The sequence below is a fragment of the Winogradskyella sp. PC-19 genome, assembly GCF_002163855.1.
Taxonomy (GTDB): Bacteria; Bacteroidota; Bacteroidia; order Flavobacteriales; family Flavobacteriaceae; genus Winogradskyella.
In genome coordinates this window covers 2,196,630-2,215,213 of the sequence record NZ_CP019332.1, presented here as the reverse complement: position 1 = coordinate 2,215,213, position 18,584 = coordinate 2,196,630, and the positions used below count along the sequence as shown (strand labels likewise).

The following is an 18,584-nucleotide window of genomic DNA, read 5'->3' as shown; positions in this document are numbered from 1 at the left end:
CAATAAGTTATCGTAAATTTGCAAACTCTTTTTCGGAAGAGGAATGTTTAATCAATTGTACTATAGTGGTACAACATAAATCAAATTAGTGTGGATACATTAAGCTACAAAACAGTTTCAGCTAACAAAGCTACCGTTAATAAGGAGTGGGTTTTAGTTGATGCTGAAGGACAAACTTTAGGTCGCTTAGCTTCAAGAGTAGCAATACTTTTAAGAGGTAAGCACAAACCTAATTTTACGCCACACGTTGATTGCGGTGACAATGTAATTGTTGTTAATGCAGAAAAAATCAACTTAACTGGTAACAAGTGGACAGATAAAAGTTATATCCGTCACACAGGCTATCCAGGTGGACAAAGAAGCCTGACAGCTACTGAATTGTTTGAGAAAGACCCAAGCAGATTAGTAGAAAAGTCAGTAAAAGGAATGTTACCTAAAAACAAATTAGGTGCTGTTCTTTTTAGAAACTTAACAGTTGTTTCAGGTACTGAGCACGCTCACGAAGCGCAGAAGCCTAAAGCAATTAATTTAAACGAAATTAACTAATGGAAGTAATTCACAAAATTGGCCGTAGAAAGACGGCTGTTGCTCGTGTGTACGTTGCTAAAGGAAAAGGCAAAATCACGGTGAACAAAAAAGACATGGCGGATTATTTTAGTACTGCAACATTGCAATACAAAGTAAACCAACCTTTAGCCTTGACTAACAATGATGGCAACTTTGATATTACTGTTAACGTATATGGAGGTGGTATCACCGGCCAGGCAGAAGCAATACGTTTAGGATTATCTCGTGCAATGTGCGAGCTTGACCCTGAAAACAGACTAGTATTAAAGCCAGAAGGTCTATTAACGAGAGACCCAAGAATGGTAGAGCGTAAAAAATTCGGACAGAAGAAAGCGCGTAAGAAATTCCAATTCTCGAAACGTTAATATCCAAACAACACTTGATTCAGAATCTGTTAATTCAGATTCTGAATTATTTTATTTTATTGAAATCGTCGAATATTTCGACAAAATATTAAACCAGTTATTGTTGCTCATGACTGCAGAGTCAGAGTTTAGTTTAGCATCTAAATGGTTAAGGCAAGCGTAAGCGATCACTAAACCATTGCTAATTCAACAGAACGTAAACTATTACAAAATGGAAAAAGTAGAAGTAAAAGAATTACTTGAAGCAGGTGTACACTTCGGTCACCTAACACGTAAGTGGAACCCAAACATGGCTCCTTACATTTATATGGAACGTAACGGTATCCATATCATTAACCTTTACAAAACTGCAGCTAAGATTGAAGAAACTGCAGAAGCAATGAAAAAAATAGCTGCTTCTGGAAAGAAAATCTTATTCGTTGCTACTAAGAAACAAGCTAAAGACATCGTTGCTGAAAAAGCAGGTGCTGTAAACCAGCCTTACATTACTGAGCGTTGGCCAGGCGGAATGTTAACAAATTTTGTAACTATCAGAAAAGCTGTTAAGAAAATGGCTATGATTGATAGAATGAAAAAGGATGGAACATTCAACTCTTTATCTAAAAAAGAGCGTTTACAAGTTGACCGTCAACGTGCTAAATTAGAGAAAAACTTAGGTTCTATCTCTGACATGACACGTTTACCAGGTGCTTTATTCGTAGTGGATATCATGCGTGAGCACATTGCAATCAAAGAAGCACAAAAATTAAATATTCCAATTTTTGCGATGGTTGATACAAATTCTGATCCTCGTGAAGTTGATTATTTAATTCCTGCTAACGATGATGCATCTAAATCAGTAGACAAAATTTTATCTATCGTTACTTCTGCAGTAGCAGACGGATTAAACGAAAGAAAAGCTGAACGTAGTGAGAAAGAAGCCAAAGCAGCAGCTCCAGCACCAAAACCTGAAGCTAAGGCAGAAGCAAAACCTGAAGCTAAAAAAGCAGCTCCGGTTGCAGCTCAAGAAGAAGAATAAACAAAGAATTACACAATATTTAAGGGTCGTTTAATTCTTTTCAGAACAGAAAATAATTAAACGGCTTTTTCAAATTTTAATATACTATGGAAAACACAGTAAAAATTACAGCAGCAGAAGTAAATAAGCTAAGAAAAGCTACTGGTGCAGGTATGATGGATTGTAAAAAAGCACTAGTTGAAGCTGGTGGTGATTTTGATAAAGCAATCGAAGTTTTACGTAAAAAAGGTCAAAAAGTTGCAGCAAAGAGAGCTGACAGAGATTCTTCTGAAGGTGCTGCTGTTGCAAAAATCAATGCTGACAACACTAAAGGTATTGCATTGGTATTAGGTTGCGAAACTGATTTTGTTGGTAAAAACGAAAACTTTTTGAAGTTAGCAAGTGATTTAGGAGATATCGCACTAAACCACGCTAATAAAGAAGATTTCTTAGCTGCTGATTTTGGAGGAATGACTGTTGCTGAAAAATTAGTTGAGCAAACTGGTGTTATTGGTGAGAAACTTGACATCAACGCTTTTGAAGTATTAGAAGCAGCTTACGTTGGGTCTTATGTTCACATTAACAAAATTGCTGCAATCGTAGGTTTTTCTGCAGTTGTAGATAACATCGAGACTTTAGGTAAAGACGTTGCTATGCAAGTTGCATCAATGGGTGCGACAACATTATCTTACAAAGATTTTGATCCTGCATATGTTGCTTCAGAAACTGAAGCTCGTATCGCAGTTATCGAAAAAGATAATATCGAATTAGGACGTTTAGGTAAGACTTTAAAGAATGTACCAAAGTACATTTCTATGTCTCAATTAACTCCTGAAGTTTTAGCTCAAGCTGAAGAAGATGCAAAAGCTGAATTAAAAGCTGAAGGTAAGCCAGAACAAATCTGGGATCGTATTTTACCTGGTAAAATGGAGCGTTTTATCTCTGATAACACGACTTTAGATAATGAACAGTGTTTATTAGACCAAGCGTTTATTAAAGACGAAAAGAAAACTGTTGCTCAATATGTTGCCACTTATGGTGAAGTAGAAGTAACAGGTTTTAAACGTGCTACAGTAGGATAATAAATATCCTGTTTAAATAAATAAAATCCTTTTGTCACATGATGAAAGGATTTTTTGTTTAGAGTTATTATATTATTAAGCTTAGTTTGGTAAAATTGAATCTCTATAATTGACTTCTTTAAAAAGACATTAAAACAATAAACACTTACTAAAAATCAATTAATTTTATGATAATGAGTGATTTACATTCATAAATATTAAAATTGAAAACAAGTATTTATACGTATAAATGGACGAAACTTTTATTTTAGTTTTGTTCACTAAACTAAACACATGTTTCACTCATTAGTGATTTGTATACTTTACAATACAACTTATGTTTGAAACGTTAATAAATCAATCTAATCTTTCATGAATTTTAAAGCACCAAAGCACCAAAGCACCAAATTATTATTTAAATTTTTACTAACCACTATTTTGGTTTTAAATCTTAGTTGTGAGAATGACACCGAAATTTTTGAGAATGATACCGATCATAATAACCTAAATTCTGAAAGCAGAATTTCCTATATAAATTTAAATGATTCGGAAATTTTAAAAAATTATATTGAAAGAATTAAAATTTCTGAATATAATAATATTAGTGTTACTAACAGAACCAATACTGAAGATTCATATTCATTTACAGCAATTGAAACTGACATTATTAAAATTATAGGAGATAGGAGCATTAGCTATACACTTAAAATAATCAAGGACAATCAACCTATAAATTCTTTTAGTAACCTAGTCGTTGAGTTTGTCGAAGAAGAAGACACAAATGCGTTTATAATAAATTATTATCCATCTGACGACTATTTAGAAAATGTATCAGAAAATAGAAGCATACCTTACGTTGGGCAAATAAATAAACAAAGTATTGACTATGATGGTTCTTTAAATGCAATGTTCCTCAGAGAAAGATGCAAAAGTGTCACTACAATTTATTGCACTTTTAAGTGGGACCATGTTGCAGGTCCTAGATGCGTAGATTGGCCACTGTATAACCAAACAACAACTGTATGTACGGAAGTTGCAGACGCTAACCCAATTATAGATGCTGGAGATAGTAACGGCGGCGGTGGCGACACACCTACAGCGCCAAATTATGTAGCACCTTGTGAGGATGTGAACAACCCTGATAACGGCTTATTAGTTGACGAAAATGGCAACTGCTATGATGTGGAACTCGACAACTATTTGATAAATTGTTTAGAACTAAATAGTCCTGCAAATTTTAATTCAGATTTAAGTCATTGGTTTTATAGTTTAGCCACTTATGATCAAAAAGTGCAATTGCAAACATCTCTTCAAGCTAATGAATGTAATTCTGAGGCACAAGAATTTATTGAGTTTGCAGTTGATGCTATTACTGATGGAAGTGATTTTGAAACTATAGAAAGATTATTGATAGGCATGGATAAACAATGTCAAGCATTAAAAGTTTTTCAATCTATTTCTAAAATTAGAGAAGACTCAGAATTTGCAGAAAAAATATGGAATCATTTTTTTGTACCATCTTCTAATAATAAATTGGTTTTATTAGATGAGGAGATATCTGCAAATGATAACGCTGGAGCAGTTGTGTCCATAAATCTTCAAGATGGCGTAGAACTGGAAAACGGCACTATTCTTAACGATGTGGTAATGCTTCAGTTTAGTAATACCCATCTCGATACAGCAACGACTTTGGGTTTTGTAATTACCTTTTATCACGAATTGGTACATGCCTATATGATAAGTCTATACCATAATGGCACTTTGCTTACAGAATACCCAACTTATACAGCTCTAAAAACAGCAATGGATAATTTTTTGTCTGACCCAGACAATGCTGATTTTAAAGAAGCATATGGACAAGAAGCGCATAATATCTACACCAATTTTATTGACGATATAGCAGATGCTATTGTTGAATATAGTGATTACAATAATATCAATGGCGTGGATGAGGTCTATGCAAAGAAATTGGTATGGGGCACACTTAATGGCAATAATATATTTACAAACAGTCTTACAGGACCACAACAATTAGAAGCACAAACTCTTTTAGCATATGAAAACACCAATACAGGCAACAAAAAAGGCACAAAAACTTGTAACTAAAAGTATTTTACTTTTAGCAGTTTTTTTCAGTCAGGTAACTTTATCACAAGAAAATCATCTATCTCATGTTTTTGAAATCATTGTTAACGATTTTGAACGTAAAGATTCTACCATTTGTTTATTAGATATTTATGATAAGGGCAACATAAAGTCTCGTTTACAAAAATATTATGATTTCAGAACTAGAAACAAACCTTTTTTAAGCACTATTGCTTTAGATAGTACTATTAACGAATATTATATAGATAGTATTCCCAGCAAAGAAAGGATTAAATTTTGGAAAAAAAAATACAGTGCTTTAGATGTTTCTTTTTCTAAAAAAGAAATAAAATCTATTATAGATAATGAGTTAAGTTATAGTGAAGATTATCTATATAATACTCGAAAATCCGATTTAGAATTTGGATTTGATTCCGGTTGTGTTAATAGAATATCCAAACCATTCTTAAACAGCAAGAAAGATGCCCTATTTATAATTCACGCAGAAAAATATGGTATTTTATCTACTAAGTGGAAAGCTTATGTTTTCAGAAAAATTAATGATAAATGGATATTAGAATCTAAAATCAACAACTTTGGTATGTAATATATGTTTTAGAAATTGAATATCTTTATTACTTTAAAAGCTCTTATTTAAAATAAGAGCTTTTGTATTACAGAAAATTCACCTTTCAAACCAAATATTAATTGTTTAATTTTGCTCAACTTTCAAATTCGATAATGAAATTCAAAAGAATACTTCTAAAACTATCCGGTGAAGCCTTAATGGGCAATCGCCAATACGGTATTGACCCAGAGCGTTTATCAGAATACGCCAATGATATTAAAACTATAACTGACCAAGGTGTACAAGTGGCTATCGTTATTGGTGGCGGAAACATTTTTAGAGGTGTTGCAGGAGCAAGCAATGGTATGGACCGCGTACAAGGTGACCATATGGGCATGTTGGCAACGGTTATTAACGGTTTGGCTTTACAAAGTGCTTTAGAAGATGCTGGGATACCAACACGCTTACAATCTGCAATTAAGATTAACGAAGTTGCAGAACCTTTTATAAGAAGAAAAGCTTTGCGTCATCTTCAAAAAGGACGTGTTGTAATTTTTGGTGGTGGTACTGGTAATCCTTATTTTACTACAGATTCTGCAGCAGTTTTAAGAGCTATTGAGATTGAAGCCGATGTTATATTAAAAGGCACACGTGTAGACGGTATTTACAATACTGATCCAGAAAAAGACAGTAGCGCTATTAAATTTGACCATATTAGTTTTGACGATGTATTGCGAAAAGGACTTAAAGTTATGGATACCACAGCATTTACATTAAGTCAGGAAAATAAATTACCAATTATTGTATTTGATATGAACAAACCAGGGAATCTTCTTAAAGTAGTTTCTGGCGAAAATATTGGTACAGAAGTTAATTTTTAAAATTGGTTTAAATTTTGATAACTTCAAATTAGAATTAAAAATTAATTATCATGAACGAAGAGATTCAATTTATTATTGATACTGCAAATGAAGCAATGGATTCTGCCATTAAGCATTTAGAAAAGCAACTGGTTAATATTAGAGCTGGTAAAGCTAGTCCATCAATGTTAGGTAGTGTTATGGTAGATTATTATGGTTCTCAAACACCGTTAAGTCAAGTTGCAAACGTTAATACACCAGATGGTCGTACGATCACAGTACAACCTTGGGAAAAAAGTATGCTTCAAGAAATTGAACGTGGTATTATGGTTGCTAACCTTGGATTTAACCCGATGAATAATGGCGACACTATTATTATCAATGTACCACCTTTAACTGAAGAACGTCGAAGAGATTTGGCTAAGCAGGCAAAAGCTGAAGCTGAAGATGCAAAAGTTGGTATTCGTAATGCTAGAAAAGAAGCTAATAATGACATCAAAAAATCTGATGTTTCCGAGGATTTACAAAAAAATGCAGAGATAGATGTACAAGAACTTACAGATAAACACGTTACTCTTGTAGATCAAATTCTTAGTAACAAAGAAAAAGAGATTATGACGGTATAGGTCCGTATATCTTGTTGGTCGTCCCTTAACCAAAATTAATTTTAATGCTAAAGCGCACTCTTGCAATACTCTTATTATGCATATCATTTTGTGCTTTTGCTCAAGTAGACTCACAAAATAAGACTGAAGAACAGTCGAAAGAAAAAAAGAAAGACTCTTTAAAGAAAAGGGTCTTTTTAGAAAATATCGGCTTAGGCTATTTTCCTATAAAGTATTTTAATTTTGACCTAAGGTATCTCGTAAAATTTAATCAATTTGAAGGATTTAGAACAGGAATTGGTGGAATTACAAGTGACCAATTTTCAGATAAGTTTCGATTAAATGGATACTTAGTATATGGTTTTGCAGACAAAACTTCAAAATATAGTTTTGGTGGTGGCTTTAGAGTTAATGAAAAAACAGACACTTGGGTAAATCTTACTTATACAGATGATTTACAAGAAACCGGCAGTTCAAAATTTTTAACTGACAAACGCTTTTTTTCGTTTTTTGAACCACGTCTATTAAATATTGACTTATTTCACAGGCACATCACCAAATCAATATCGCTACAACATAGAGTAACCAACCATCTTTTATCTGAAACTCAGTTATCTGTTAGCAGAATCAATCCTACTTACAATTATAATTTTATAAATAATGGTGAATCTTTCAATACTTTTAATTTATCAACTGCGCAACTAAGTTTACAGTGGAGTCCTTTTAGTAAATTTGAAATCATTGATAGACGTGTTAAAGAAAGCTTGGATGGGTATCCGAAATTTACAGCCCAAGTCACTCAAAGTATTTCAGATGTATTTAACAGCGATTTTAATTTTACAAAAATAGACTTTAGATCTATACATCAAATACAACATAGCACAGAGTCATTTACAAGACTAACTTTAGTTGCTGGAATGGCAGAAGGAGAAACGCCTTTGACTCATCTTTATCATGCTTACCCTAACAACATAACTAAAGAAACTATTTTACAGCGCTTTTCTGTTGCTGGCCTAAACAGTTTTGAAACTATGTTTTTTAATGAATTTTTTAGTGACCGCTTTGCAACTTTTCAGTTTAAACATTTCTTTAAACCTTTTAAAATTTCAGAAAGGTATCAACCGCAATTGGTTTTGATATCTAGGTATGCTCTGGGTAACATGAGGAGTATAGACAAGCATCAAGGTATTAACTTTGGGACTTTAGATAAACTATACTCAGAATCTGGATTTGAAATTAATAAACTTATTTGGGCGTTTGGACTTAGTTTTGCTTATAGGTATGGTGGTTATCATATTCCTACTTTCGAAGATAATATTGCTGTAAAATTTACTTTTAATATTTCTTTGTAAATCAATCTTCAGTTTCTGACACGTTATATTCAAGAGTTTTATAGCCAATTTTTCCATCTTTAGAAATAGATTCAATAATTACAAGAAAATCTCCCGAATCATCAGAGTGGCTAAAACTAATATTTATAGGTTCTCCTTTTTTATTAATAATATTTGGATTCCAATAAATCGTAGAACGAAAATCCGGTTCAGGTAAGCTTCTTGCAAAATCATCGCTATAGTTTGGAACATAAAATTCTTTTTCTATCGAAAATGCTTCAATAGTTTGTACATTAAATTTCTTATCTACATCTAAGGCTCCAAAGAGGCCTTTACCTTGATTTGTGTGTATAGATATAATACTTGATTGAAATTCTCCATAAGGATATGTTCCATAAATCGTTGCGTACAACTGTCTTGCTCTCGAAGGGTTATCGATAATTTCAAAACTGGTTACTTCTTTAGGGTCTATTCTTTGGATTAATAGATAATCATCTGGGATTACAGCAATCCCATCAACCAAAACCATATTTACATGACCCTTTCCGCCATTGGTGGTTTCAGCATAATAATTTCTAAGAGAATCTTTTCTAATGAAAACTTTTTCATGAAAACCAATTAAATTACTATACAATCCTCTTGAATATTTATTAGTCTTTTTATTAATCTCCTTTCCATCAATAACCACATCTGGTTTACCATATTTATCAAATACTTCTTTTCTTTTAGGAGTCATCTTATAAGCATCTATAATAACTTCATCTAGCTGATTTACACCAGTGATATCTGTAAAATATTTATTTTCGATACGTTTTTGATTTTCATTAATTTCTATTATAATATTTACTAAACTGTCATTTTTAACTACAAAATTTTCAATCTCATTAACGATAAAGTTTGGCTTAAGCACTTTCTTTTTGGTAAGCGATATTTTATAATATTTACTTTCTTTTTCAGAAATTCCTGATGGTTTTAAAACTAATTTTCGCTCTCCACCATATAAATCGTCAATCTGAAAATTAAAATTACTAGGTACATCAACCTTACCTGTGTAAACTGATGAATCATCTCCAAAAGTCATCAATAAAATATCAAGATTATTAAACTTAGCTTTTGGATTTATTTTATTAATAACACCTCTTATCTGAAGTCCACTTTCCATAGAATACAGCAGCTTTTTTGGTGATGCGCTATATTTATAATTTCGCCAACCTTGTGTTAACATTAGGTCATCAATATTTAGATTTGTATTTTGTTTAAAGTAAGAAGAGGCCTTTTCTATTTTCCCTCTTATCTCAGAACTTAGCAAAAAATAGGTTAAAATATTTTCTCTGATAGATTCAAATTCTCCATACAAGTTTTTATTTAAAACCAATACAGAACTATTTGTCTCGACTATTGAATCTCTCTGGTTTTTCGTTTTTAGGATAATATCTACTTTATCTCGTTTAGAAATTTGGGTGTTAGTAATTTTTGAATCTAAATTTAATCTATAAGATTTACGATTATTAAAATAAAGTCTCTCAGCAACTGGAATAGATGACTGATTATGTAATTTAATCTCTAGAACGCCTTCTGGAAAAAGACTTTTAGGAAGTGAGAAAATATATCTGCCCTGAATTAAGGTTACCTCTTTTTTAAAATAAGTCTTTCCTCTAAGGGTAACAGAAAGTTTAATGCCGGTATTTAAATTTTTGTTATGCTTTACAGTTGCTAAAATAAAGTCATTCTGAGATGTAACAGAAAACAAATGTCCTTTAGAATGAATTTCAGGTAATTGATAGACTGTAGTTTTTTCGGGATTTTGAAGTCTAGCTTGGTAAATTTCAGATACGGATACTTTAGGTAAAATAAAACTTCCTAAACCAAGATTATTACTTTCAAAATTGGTAATAACCTTGCCATTATTGTCAATAATTTTACCTTTTATAAAAATACCTTTGCCGTTAGTTTTACTAGCCCTAAAGCCTATTCTATTTTTAAGATTTGCTATTATTTTTCCACCTTCTGGAAAAAATTTTAATACTATTGAATCCTTTTTTGTATTCCTATTTTTTCTTATTTCGATTTCATTTTTTAGTATACTTTTTGGTTTGGTACTGATTTCTGAGACTATAGAAATCTCTTTTTTAGTGACAAAATTATGTCCAAAATTTTTATTCCATTCTGTGTAAGCTCTTATCTGATATGTACCATTTTTATAGCTTCTATCTAAATCGAAATACCCTTGACCAACACCATTAAAGATTTTAATAATCTTAGATTCGACAATTTCATTTTCAAAATTAATTAAGTCAACATATAAAACACCACTCGAAAGCTCAGTACTATGCGTTGCTGCGTTTGCTAAGATGGCTTTAATCCACACGGTTTTATTTGTAGTATAAATCTTATGGCCAAGCTGAAGATAGATTTTCTCAGCTAATGCATTTTGGCTGTAATCCCGTTTATTTTGAGAAAACAAGCTACTACTAAATAATATAAAAAATAAGCAGTTTTTTAAAGCTTTTCTCATAGATTTTAATTTCATTAAATTTAATAATCACTCGGAAAATTTGACACTAAGGCTCTGTTAAAATAAATGAGGCATCCCACATCTTAATCCGAAGTCAAAACATAAAAATCAATCTCAATCAAAACTATTAATAAACCTCAATTTTAACAGAGATTATCTACGTTTTTTCTACCTTTGCGGCTCATTTGCTTATTCATGTTTAAACTTTTGACAACAGGATTTTGGGAAACAGTTGCACGATTAATTTTGCGCAACAAAATTGCAATTCTCATTACTGTGATTTTGTATACTATTTTTTTTAGTATGCAGTGGAAACATATGCGTTTCACTTATACAGAAGCAAATCTCTTGCCAGACGAACACGAAGTCAATCTAACTTACAATGATTTTCTTAAAGTTTTTGGAGAAGAAGGAAATCTCATCGTTTTAGGCGTAAAAGATTCTACTTTGTTTTCTATCGAAAAACTAAATGCCTGGAACCAACTTTCTGAAGATTTCAAATCTTACAAAAACGAAGTTGAAACAGTTTTATCAATTAAAGATTTACAAAAATTAGTAAAAAACACAAAGGAAGAAAAGTTTGATTTAGAACCTTTTATCAAAGATTCAATCTCATCAATTGCGCAGATAGATAAATTACAAGAGGAGCTTTTTAAAAAATATCCTTTTTATGATAACTTTCTTTTTAATAAGGATACAAAAACTATTCGTACAGCAGTTTATTTGAAAAAAGAAATTGTAAATACCCCAGCAAGAAAAGAGTTTGTTATCAATACGCTAAAAAATAAAATTGCTGAGTTTGAAACTGCAACGAAACTAGATGTTCGTGTTTCAGGAATGCCTTACATACGCACACTAAACTCTCAAAATATAGTAGATGAGATTAGTCTTTTTATCGGCGCCGCTTTATTTGTAACGTCATTAATTTTCTTTCTCTTTTTTAGGTCTTTTAGAGCAACTTTTATCTCATTGATTGTTGTTTGTATTGGTGTGATGTGGACATTTGGAATCTTAGGTTTACTTAAATATGAGATAACAGTTCTTACAGCTTTAATTCCGCCATTAATAATTGTTATTGGTATACCTAACTGTATTTTCTTAATTAATAAATACCAACACGAGGTTAGACTTCATGGCAATAAAATAAAGTCTCTACAGCGTGTTATTACAAAAGTTGGTAATGCTACGCTAATGACAAATGTCACAACAGCATCAGGTTTTGCAACATTTATTTTTACAGAAAGTCAGTTACTAAAAGAATTTGGTATTGTTGCCTCATTAAGTATACTTTCTATTTTTATACTATGTCTACTTATAATTCCTATACTCTATACATTTTTACCTTATCCAAAACCTCGACACTTAGAACATCTAAATAAACGTTGGATTAATGGATTTGTAGATTGGATGGAGCGCATGGTTAAACATCGTAAAATTACTATTTACGTTACCGCATTAATCTTATTAATTGTTAGCCTACTAGGAATAAATAAAATTGTAATATCTGGAAGTCTTATAGAGGATATGCCAAAAAAGACTGAGTTTTTCCAAGATATTAGATTTTTTGAATCTGAGTTTGATGGCATCATGCCGTTAGAAATTATGATTGATACCAAACGTAAAAAAGGTGTCATGAAACTTTCTACAATTAAAAGAATGAATGAGCTCGAAGAGCTTATTGAAGAAATCCCAGAACTATCAAGACCGATATCAGTTGTTAGTTTGGTGAAATATGCAAAACAGGCTTACACTAATGGCAATCCAAAATATTATCAATTACCAACCAGTCAAGAAAACTTATTCATAAGTTCTTATGTCAAAAAATCTTCCTCAGATGTAGACTTATTGAAAAATTTTGTTGATAGCACAGGTCAATATGCGCGTATAACGACGTTTATGAAGGATATTGGCACTGATAAAATGGAACGTATTGAAGAAGACCTTCAGAATAAAATAAATAAAGTTTTTCCGAAAGAGCGCTATGAAGTTACCATGACTGGTAAGGCATTAGTATTTCAAAAAGGAACAAAATATTTAGTTCGAAATCTTGTGATTTCACTGACATTAGCTATCATTTTGATTTCTATTTTTATGGCTTATATGTTTAGGTCCATCAGAATGATTGTGGTATCATTAGTTCCTAATCTATTACCATTACTTATTACTGCAGGAATGATGGGCTATTTAGGTGTTCCTATAAAACCTTCAACGATATTAGTGTTTAGTATTGCATTTGGTATTTCGGTTGATGACACTATTCACTTTTTAGCAAAATATCGTCAAGAATTACAGGCCAACCACTGGAAGATACGCAAATCTGTATATGCTGCTTTAAGAGAAACAGGTGTAAGTATGTTCTACACTTCTATAGTATTATTCTTTGGGTTTTCAGTATTTATGATTTCGAGCTTTGGAGGCACAGTAGCTTTAGGTGGACTAGTTTCTGCAACATTACTTTTTGCAATGCTTTCAAATTTATTATTATTGCCATCGCTATTATTATCATTAGAACGTAGCATCGCTAATAAAGAAGTATTAAAAGAACCATCGATTAACATTATCCCGAAAGATGATGATGATGTCGATGACAAAAATTAGATTACGATTTTTTAAAAAATATAAAAAATGAATACCAAAACTGTATCAGAATTATTATCACAAGATATTACGCTACAAAAAGTCAGTGTAAAAGGTTGGGTTCGTACGTTTAGAGCCAATAGATTTATAGCACTTAATGACGGTTCGACAATAAATAATATTCAGTGTGTTGTTGATTTTGAAAATTTTGATGAAGCGCTTTTAAAGAGAATTACAACTGGTGCAGCTTTGCATATCTCCGGTGAATTAGTAGAAAGCCAAGGTAAAGGTCAAAAGGTAGAAATAGTTGTCGCTTCTATCAAAATTTTAGGTGATTCCGATGCAGAGACATATCCAATTCAACCAAAAAAGCATTCTTTTGAATTTTTGAGAGAAAATGCCCATTTAAGAACAAGAACAAATACTTTTAGTGCAATTATGAGAGTCAAATCATCTCTCTCGTTTGCTATTCATAAGTATTTTACAGAAAATGGATTTTATAATATGCATACACCCATCATTACAGGTAGTGATGCTGAAGGTGCTGGCGAAATGTTTCGCATAAGCAGTTTAGATCCTAAAAATCCACCACTTACTGAAGAAGGTCAAGTAGATTATACTCAAGATTTCTTCGGTAAAGAAACTAATCTTACTGTTTCAGGACAATTAGAAGCAGAAACATATGCAATGTCCTTAGGTAAAGTGTATACTTTTGGACCAACTTTTAGGGCAGAAAACTCAAATACTTCTCGTCACCTTGCAGAATTTTGGATGGTTGAACCAGAAGTTGCTTTTATGGATTTGGCAGGTAATATGGATTTGGCAGAAGATTTCATGAAATCTGTGCTTGAATATGTACTTGAACATAATACAGAAGATTTACAGTTTTTAGACGAACGTTTATTCAACGAAGAAAAAACGAAACCACAAGCTGAACGAAGCGAAATGCGATTGATAGAAAAATTAAAGTTTGTTACTGACAATAACTTTAAGCGCGTAAGCTATACCGAAGCTATTGATATACTTAGAAACAGTAAGCCAAACAAAAAGAAGAAGTTTAAATATCTTATAAGCGAATGGGGCGCAGACTTACAATCTGAACACGAACGTTTCCTAGTAGAGAAACACTTTAAGTGTCCTGTAATCTTATTTGATTATCCAGCAAATATAAAAGCCTTTTATATGCGTCTAAACGAAGATGAAAAAACCGTAAGAGCTATGGATGTTTTGTTTCCAGGTATTGGAGAAATAGTTGGTGGTTCGCAACGTGAAGAACGTTTAGAAGTTTTAAAAGAAAAAATGGCTGCGCTAGATATCCCTGAGGAAGAATTGTGGTGGTATTTAGATTTACGTAAATATGGTACTGCTGTACACTCAGGTTTTGGACTTGGTTTTGAGCGACTTGTAATGTTTGCTACTGGTATAAGTAATATTAGAGACGTGATTCCTTATCCTCGTACGCCACAAAATGCTGAATTTTAGTACTTACCTAAACTGCTTTATTTCAGGCGTTTGAGAAACCATTTCAAAAAAAGTTTTAAATTTTTTATAAAACAATCTAATAACGGTATAGTTTTAGATTGTTTTTATATTTTTAACTAAATCAACCAATTGATGTTAAAACAGTACTTACAATTTAAGTTATCTCAAAAGCTATCGCCCCAGCAAATTCAACTCATGAAGTTGATTCAACTGCCAACACAAGCTTTTGAACAACGTTTGAAGCAAGAGTTGGAAGAAAACCCTGCATTGGATACTGGAAAAGAAAGCGATGCAAAGGAGAATGAGTTTGACGAATTTGACAACTCGCAGGATGATTATAACGATAACGACACCATAGATGCAGGAGATATCAATGTCGATGAGTACTTAAGTGATGATGAAATCCCTGATTATAGAACACATGCCAATAATTACAGTGCAGATGACGATGAAAAATCTGTGCCATATGCTGCAGGAACTTCATTTACCCAACATTTAATAAGCCAACTAAATACATTTAGGCTAAGTGACCAAGAGTATGAAATTGCTCAGTTTTTGGTAGGTAGTGTTGATGAAAGTGGCTATATCCGTAGGTCATTATCTGATATTACAGATGACTTGGCATTTACACAAAATGTATATACTGAAGAGTCTGAGGTTGAAAAGGTCTTAGGTATTGTTCATCAATTAGATCCAGCTGGCGTTGGTGCACGTAACCTTCAAGAATGTTTAAGTATTCAGCTTAACAGAAAAGAACAGCATCCTAATGTTGCCCTAGCCACTAAGATTATTGATAAAGCTTTTGAGCAGTTTACAAAAAAACACTATAAAAAATTACTTCAGAAATTTAGTATTACCGAAGAGCAACTTAAAAATGCAATCGAAGAAATAGAGCATCTTAATCCAAAGCCTGGTGGTTCCTACGCAGGTAGTAACCGAATGGTTGAACATGTGGTCCCTGATTTTGCTATTAAAATTATCGATGGTGAATTAGAGTTAACTTTAAACGGAAGAAATGCTCCTGAGCTACATGTCTCTAGAACCTATAACAACATGCTTAAAGGTTACAAAGAATCTAAAGAGAAAACAAAATCTCAAAAGGATGCAGTAATGTTTATCAAGCAAAAATTAGATGCTGCAAAATGGTTTATTGAAGCTGTAAGACAACGTCAACAAACACTTTTTGTGACGATGAGTTCTATCATGCATTATCAGAAGGAATACTTCCTAACTGGTGACGAGCGTAATCTTAAGCCAATGATACTTAAAGATATCGCTGATGAAATAGAAATGGATGTATCTACAGTATCACGTGTTGCAAATAGTAAATATGTCGATACACCTTATGGCACAAAATTAATTAAAGAATTTTTCTCTGAGTCCATGACTAATGACCAAGGTGAAGAAGTTTCGACTAGAGAAATTAAAAAAATTCTCGAGACTGTAGTAGAAGAAGAGGACAAGAAAAAACCTTTAACTGATGATAAATTAGCAGGTATTTTAAAAGAGAAAGGTTACCCTATCGCGCGAAGAACTGTTGCAAAATATCGTGAGCAATTAGATATACCTGTGGCACGATTACGAAAAAAGATTTAGTTATTACAATTCTCGCAATAATTAGCTCTTAAGTAATCATCCTTTAGAAGCTGAAATGTCACACCGTCATTCTCCGCAGCAGCAAATAATTGACAATAACGCTCTTTATTAAGGTTAACGGCATTAAGCATTATTGTTCGATATTCGTCTGTTTTAGTAAGCTCTTTATTAATTAGAGTAAGGTTTAAGTAATAAAATAATAAATCCTCGTCAACCTCTATTTGTCTAGCTTTATCGGATAGTAAATCTGCTGCTGCTTCGACGTTTGCATAATAGGATAAAAACTGAGCTAAACTGAAATAATCAAAATCTGTTAACGGTACTTTTTCGTACAATAATTTTATATAATTTACAGATTTATCCTTGTTCGCGTAATCTCTTTGTCGATTAAAATTTTCACTCTGGATGATATGATAATTGATTAGCATTCTGTTAATTAACGATTTTGAAATATTATATTTTTCAAGGTTATAAATTTCGTCTTTAAATAACGCTGGATTAATTTTTTCAATATTATATCTCCATATCTTAAATTTTATCGCTGTTAGATTATATCTAATTTTTGGATTTTTAGGGTCTAAGTTTTTTAATGCTTCAAGCTCATTTCTCACTATTACAATTTGCCTTTCGTTTAACTGGTATTTAATAGCGCTATTTTTATTTAAAAAATTGATTAAATTAAGTTGCATTGGCACTTCAAGCTGTTGTAATAAATCAGGAGATACCTCACTATTCTTCATCTTTTCAAAAAGAGAATTCTGAATTGAATTGGCTTCATCTAATTGGTTTTCTTTTATAGATTTATTAAATAAAGATACCAACTGATTAGCTGGCATAGTTTTGTATTTATCTTTTTTCTCAAGTTCTAATGTTATTAAGGCTTTTCGATGATTTTTTAAGTATACTTCCATTTCGCTAGAAAATGCTCCAATCAATTTCTTTTTGATTTGAGTTTTACTTAATGTTTTTAAGTTTTCGTATTTAGTGTCTTCAATGTCATTTAAAAATTCTACCCAATTTTCTGAAGAAGAAATAGTAGTTTTAATTGTTGGTTTCTGGTACGTTTGTATAGCTTTTGCGATACTATTTGCGCGTCCTTCTTGCAATTCGATATTTCTTTCCAGGCTTCCTTCAACGGATGCATAAGCCTTTATATTTATAGTTTTTATATTAAAGTCCGTAAGATTAAGAGAGTCATAAACTGGCTTTATATCTTCTGGCGAATACACCGCTTTATTCTTTTCAAAAGGTATTTTAAACTTTAAAGTTTTGTATCTAATTTTGACGTTATCTTCTCCATTACTAACCAATTTCTGATTTTTGAAACTTACAGAATCTAGATACATACCCATGTCTAGTAAATCCCATTTATAGGCCTTTAGATTATATATGACCTGGTATCTACATAAGGTTTTATTTCCTAAGAAGAGAATATTATACTCTAACTCCATTCCTTTAAGCTCAGAAGGGATTTTACCAACCAGTACTCTAAATCGATTATTACCGTTAGCTAGCAATCCACTTTTTAGACGTTGCGCATATACTGGTTTAATTAATATTCCGTTTATCTGACTGTTTTCGATTGAGGTAATATCACAACTATAAATATCTTTTGCAACTACATCTAGTGCTAGACCATCAGTGGAGTTTTTAAAAATTTGATTAAACCATTTTTTGTCATTAGTTTCAAAATATAAGCTGCCATTTTCGTTTATTATAGAAAACTTTACCTCTTTTGGTTTTTGACTAAAAACTTTAAAACAATTATTACAGGCCTTATTGCGTTCTGCTTCTGTTTTAGGAAATACAATCCTATAATTGTCGTCTTGTGAAAAAGAAAGATTGATTATAAATATAAAAACAAGAGTAGAAAGTAAATATTTTGAATTCATTCTGAGTTAAATTTCTGAAATTGAAAATTAATAAATTGTGATTACTATCAATAGTATAAAAACCTATTATTTTGAATTTAAAT

General features: G+C 31.9%; 14 protein-coding genes. 12 read left to right on the top strand and 2 right to left on the bottom strand.

What is annotated here, in order from left to right; genetic code table 11:
- Nucleotides 1–90 precede the first annotated feature (90 nt).
- From rplM to BTO05_RS10075, 9 genes are all read left to right on the top strand, one after another.
- Nucleotides 91–546: a 50S ribosomal protein L13 gene (gene rplM / locus BTO05_RS10115; RefSeq protein WP_087492547.1), complete on the top strand. Its 456-nt coding sequence runs from the start codon at nt 91–93 to the stop codon at nt 544–546.
- Entirely contained in the window at nt 546–932 is a 387-nt protein-coding gene (gene rpsI, locus BTO05_RS10110) for a 30S ribosomal protein S9 (RefSeq protein WP_087492546.1), read from the top strand. The genes rplM and rpsI overlap by 1 nt, the downstream gene beginning before the upstream one ends.
- Nucleotides 933–1,143: 211 nt before the next feature.
- Nucleotides 1,144–1,950, top strand: coding sequence for a 30S ribosomal protein S2 (rpsB, locus tag BTO05_RS10105; protein ID WP_087492545.1), 807 nt, complete (start codon nt 1,144–1,146; stop codon nt 1,948–1,950).
- An 86-nt stretch (nt 1,951–2,036) separates the two neighbouring features.
- Nucleotides 2,037–3,011, top strand: a complete 975-nt coding sequence (gene tsf / locus BTO05_RS10100) for a translation elongation factor Ts (RefSeq protein ID WP_087492544.1) — start codon at nt 2,037–2,039, stop codon at nt 3,009–3,011.
- A 351-nt stretch (nt 3,012–3,362) separates the two neighbouring features.
- A complete protein-coding gene (locus tag BTO05_RS10095; RefSeq protein WP_087492543.1) occupies nt 3,363–5,096 on the top strand; it encodes a hypothetical protein in 1,734 nt (577 codons plus the stop codon).
- Nucleotides 5,047–5,682 carry a hypothetical protein gene (locus tag BTO05_RS10090; RefSeq protein WP_087492542.1) on the top strand — a complete coding sequence of 212 codons (636 nt, stop codon included), beginning with the start codon at nt 5,047–5,049 and terminating at the stop codon, nt 5,680–5,682. Before BTO05_RS10095 ends, BTO05_RS10090 begins: the two co-directional genes overlap by 50 nt.
- Nucleotides 5,683–5,816: 134 nt before the next feature.
- Entirely contained in the window at nt 5,817–6,524 is a 708-nt protein-coding gene (pyrH, locus tag BTO05_RS10085) for a UMP kinase (protein WP_087492541.1), read from the top strand.
- Between the two features lie 50 nt (nt 6,525–6,574).
- Nucleotides 6,575–7,129, top strand: coding sequence for a ribosome recycling factor (gene frr, locus BTO05_RS10080; RefSeq protein WP_087492540.1), 555 nt, complete (start codon nt 6,575–6,577; stop codon nt 7,127–7,129).
- A 44-nt stretch (nt 7,130–7,173) separates the two neighbouring features.
- Nucleotides 7,174–8,460: a DUF5686 family protein gene (locus tag BTO05_RS10075; protein ID WP_198295225.1), complete on the top strand. Its 1,287-nt coding sequence runs from the start codon at nt 7,174–7,176 to the stop codon at nt 8,458–8,460.
- Nucleotide 8,461: 1 nt separating this feature from the next.
- On the opposite strand, the gene BTO05_RS10070 is transcribed toward BTO05_RS10075, so the two are convergent.
- The gene (locus BTO05_RS10070; protein ID WP_157662567.1) at nt 8,462–10,954 is read right to left on the bottom strand and encodes a hypothetical protein; all 2,493 of its coding nucleotides are present in this window, start codon (nt 10,952–10,954) and stop codon (nt 8,462–8,464) included.
- A gap of 195 nt (nt 10,955–11,149) precedes the next feature.
- Here BTO05_RS10070 and BTO05_RS10065 point away from each other — a divergent pair, with 195 nt between their 5' ends.
- The 3 genes from BTO05_RS10065 to rpoN all read left to right on the top strand — a co-directional run bounded on the left by BTO05_RS10065 (nt 11,150) and on the right by rpoN (nt 16,609).
- Nucleotides 11,150–13,552, top strand: a complete 2,403-nt coding sequence (locus BTO05_RS10065) for an efflux RND transporter permease subunit (protein ID WP_087492538.1) — start codon at nt 11,150–11,152, stop codon at nt 13,550–13,552.
- A 27-nt stretch (nt 13,553–13,579) separates the two neighbouring features.
- Nucleotides 13,580–15,013: an asparagine--tRNA ligase gene (asnS, locus tag BTO05_RS10060; protein WP_087492537.1), complete on the top strand. Its 1,434-nt coding sequence runs from the start codon at nt 13,580–13,582 to the stop codon at nt 15,011–15,013.
- A 132-nt stretch (nt 15,014–15,145) separates the two neighbouring features.
- Entirely contained in the window at nt 15,146–16,609 is a 1,464-nt protein-coding gene (gene rpoN / locus BTO05_RS10055; RefSeq protein WP_087492536.1) for an RNA polymerase factor sigma-54, read from the top strand.
- Here rpoN and BTO05_RS10050 read toward each other — a convergent pair.
- The gene (locus BTO05_RS10050) at nt 16,606–18,501 is read right to left on the bottom strand and encodes a hypothetical protein (protein ID WP_087492535.1); all 1,896 of its coding nucleotides are present in this window, start codon (nt 18,499–18,501) and stop codon (nt 16,606–16,608) included. The two genes, rpoN and BTO05_RS10050, sit on opposite strands and share 4 nt — an antisense overlap.
- Nucleotides 18,502–18,584: the final 83 nt, after the last annotated feature.

Bases quoted from the DNA above. Each gene is read 5' to 3' on its own strand.
- rpsB (WP_087492545.1), top strand. From the start codon at position 1,144: ATGGAAAAAGTAGAAGTAAAAGAATTACTTGAAGCAGGTGTACACTTC.
- pyrH (WP_087492541.1), top strand. From the start codon at position 5,817: ATGAAATTCAAAAGAATACTTCTAAAACTATCCGGTGAAGCCTTAATG.
- tsf (WP_087492544.1), top strand. From the start codon at position 2,037: ATGGAAAACACAGTAAAAATTACAGCAGCAGAAGTAAATAAGCTAAGA.
- frr (WP_087492540.1), top strand. From the start codon at position 6,575: ATGAACGAAGAGATTCAATTTATTATTGATACTGCAAATGAAGCAATG.
- BTO05_RS10075 (WP_198295225.1), top strand. From the start codon at position 7,174: ATGCTAAAGCGCACTCTTGCAATACTCTTATTATGCATATCATTTTGT.
- BTO05_RS10095 (WP_087492543.1), top strand. From the start codon at position 3,363: ATGAATTTTAAAGCACCAAAGCACCAAAGCACCAAATTATTATTTAAA.
- rpoN (WP_087492536.1), top strand. From the start codon at position 15,146: ATGTTAAAACAGTACTTACAATTTAAGTTATCTCAAAAGCTATCGCCC.
- BTO05_RS10070 (WP_157662567.1), bottom strand. From the start codon at position 10,954: ATGAGAAAAGCTTTAAAAAACTGCTTATTTTTTATATTATTTAGTAGT.
- rpsI (WP_087492546.1), top strand. From the start codon at position 546: ATGGAAGTAATTCACAAAATTGGCCGTAGAAAGACGGCTGTTGCTCGT.
- BTO05_RS10065 (WP_087492538.1), top strand. From the start codon at position 11,150: ATGTTTAAACTTTTGACAACAGGATTTTGGGAAACAGTTGCACGATTA.
- BTO05_RS10050 (WP_087492535.1), bottom strand. From the start codon at position 18,501: ATGAATTCAAAATATTTACTTTCTACTCTTGTTTTTATATTTATAATC.
- asnS (WP_087492537.1), top strand. From the start codon at position 13,580: ATGAATACCAAAACTGTATCAGAATTATTATCACAAGATATTACGCTA.
- BTO05_RS10090 (WP_087492542.1), top strand. From the start codon at position 5,047: ATGAAAACACCAATACAGGCAACAAAAAAGGCACAAAAACTTGTAACT.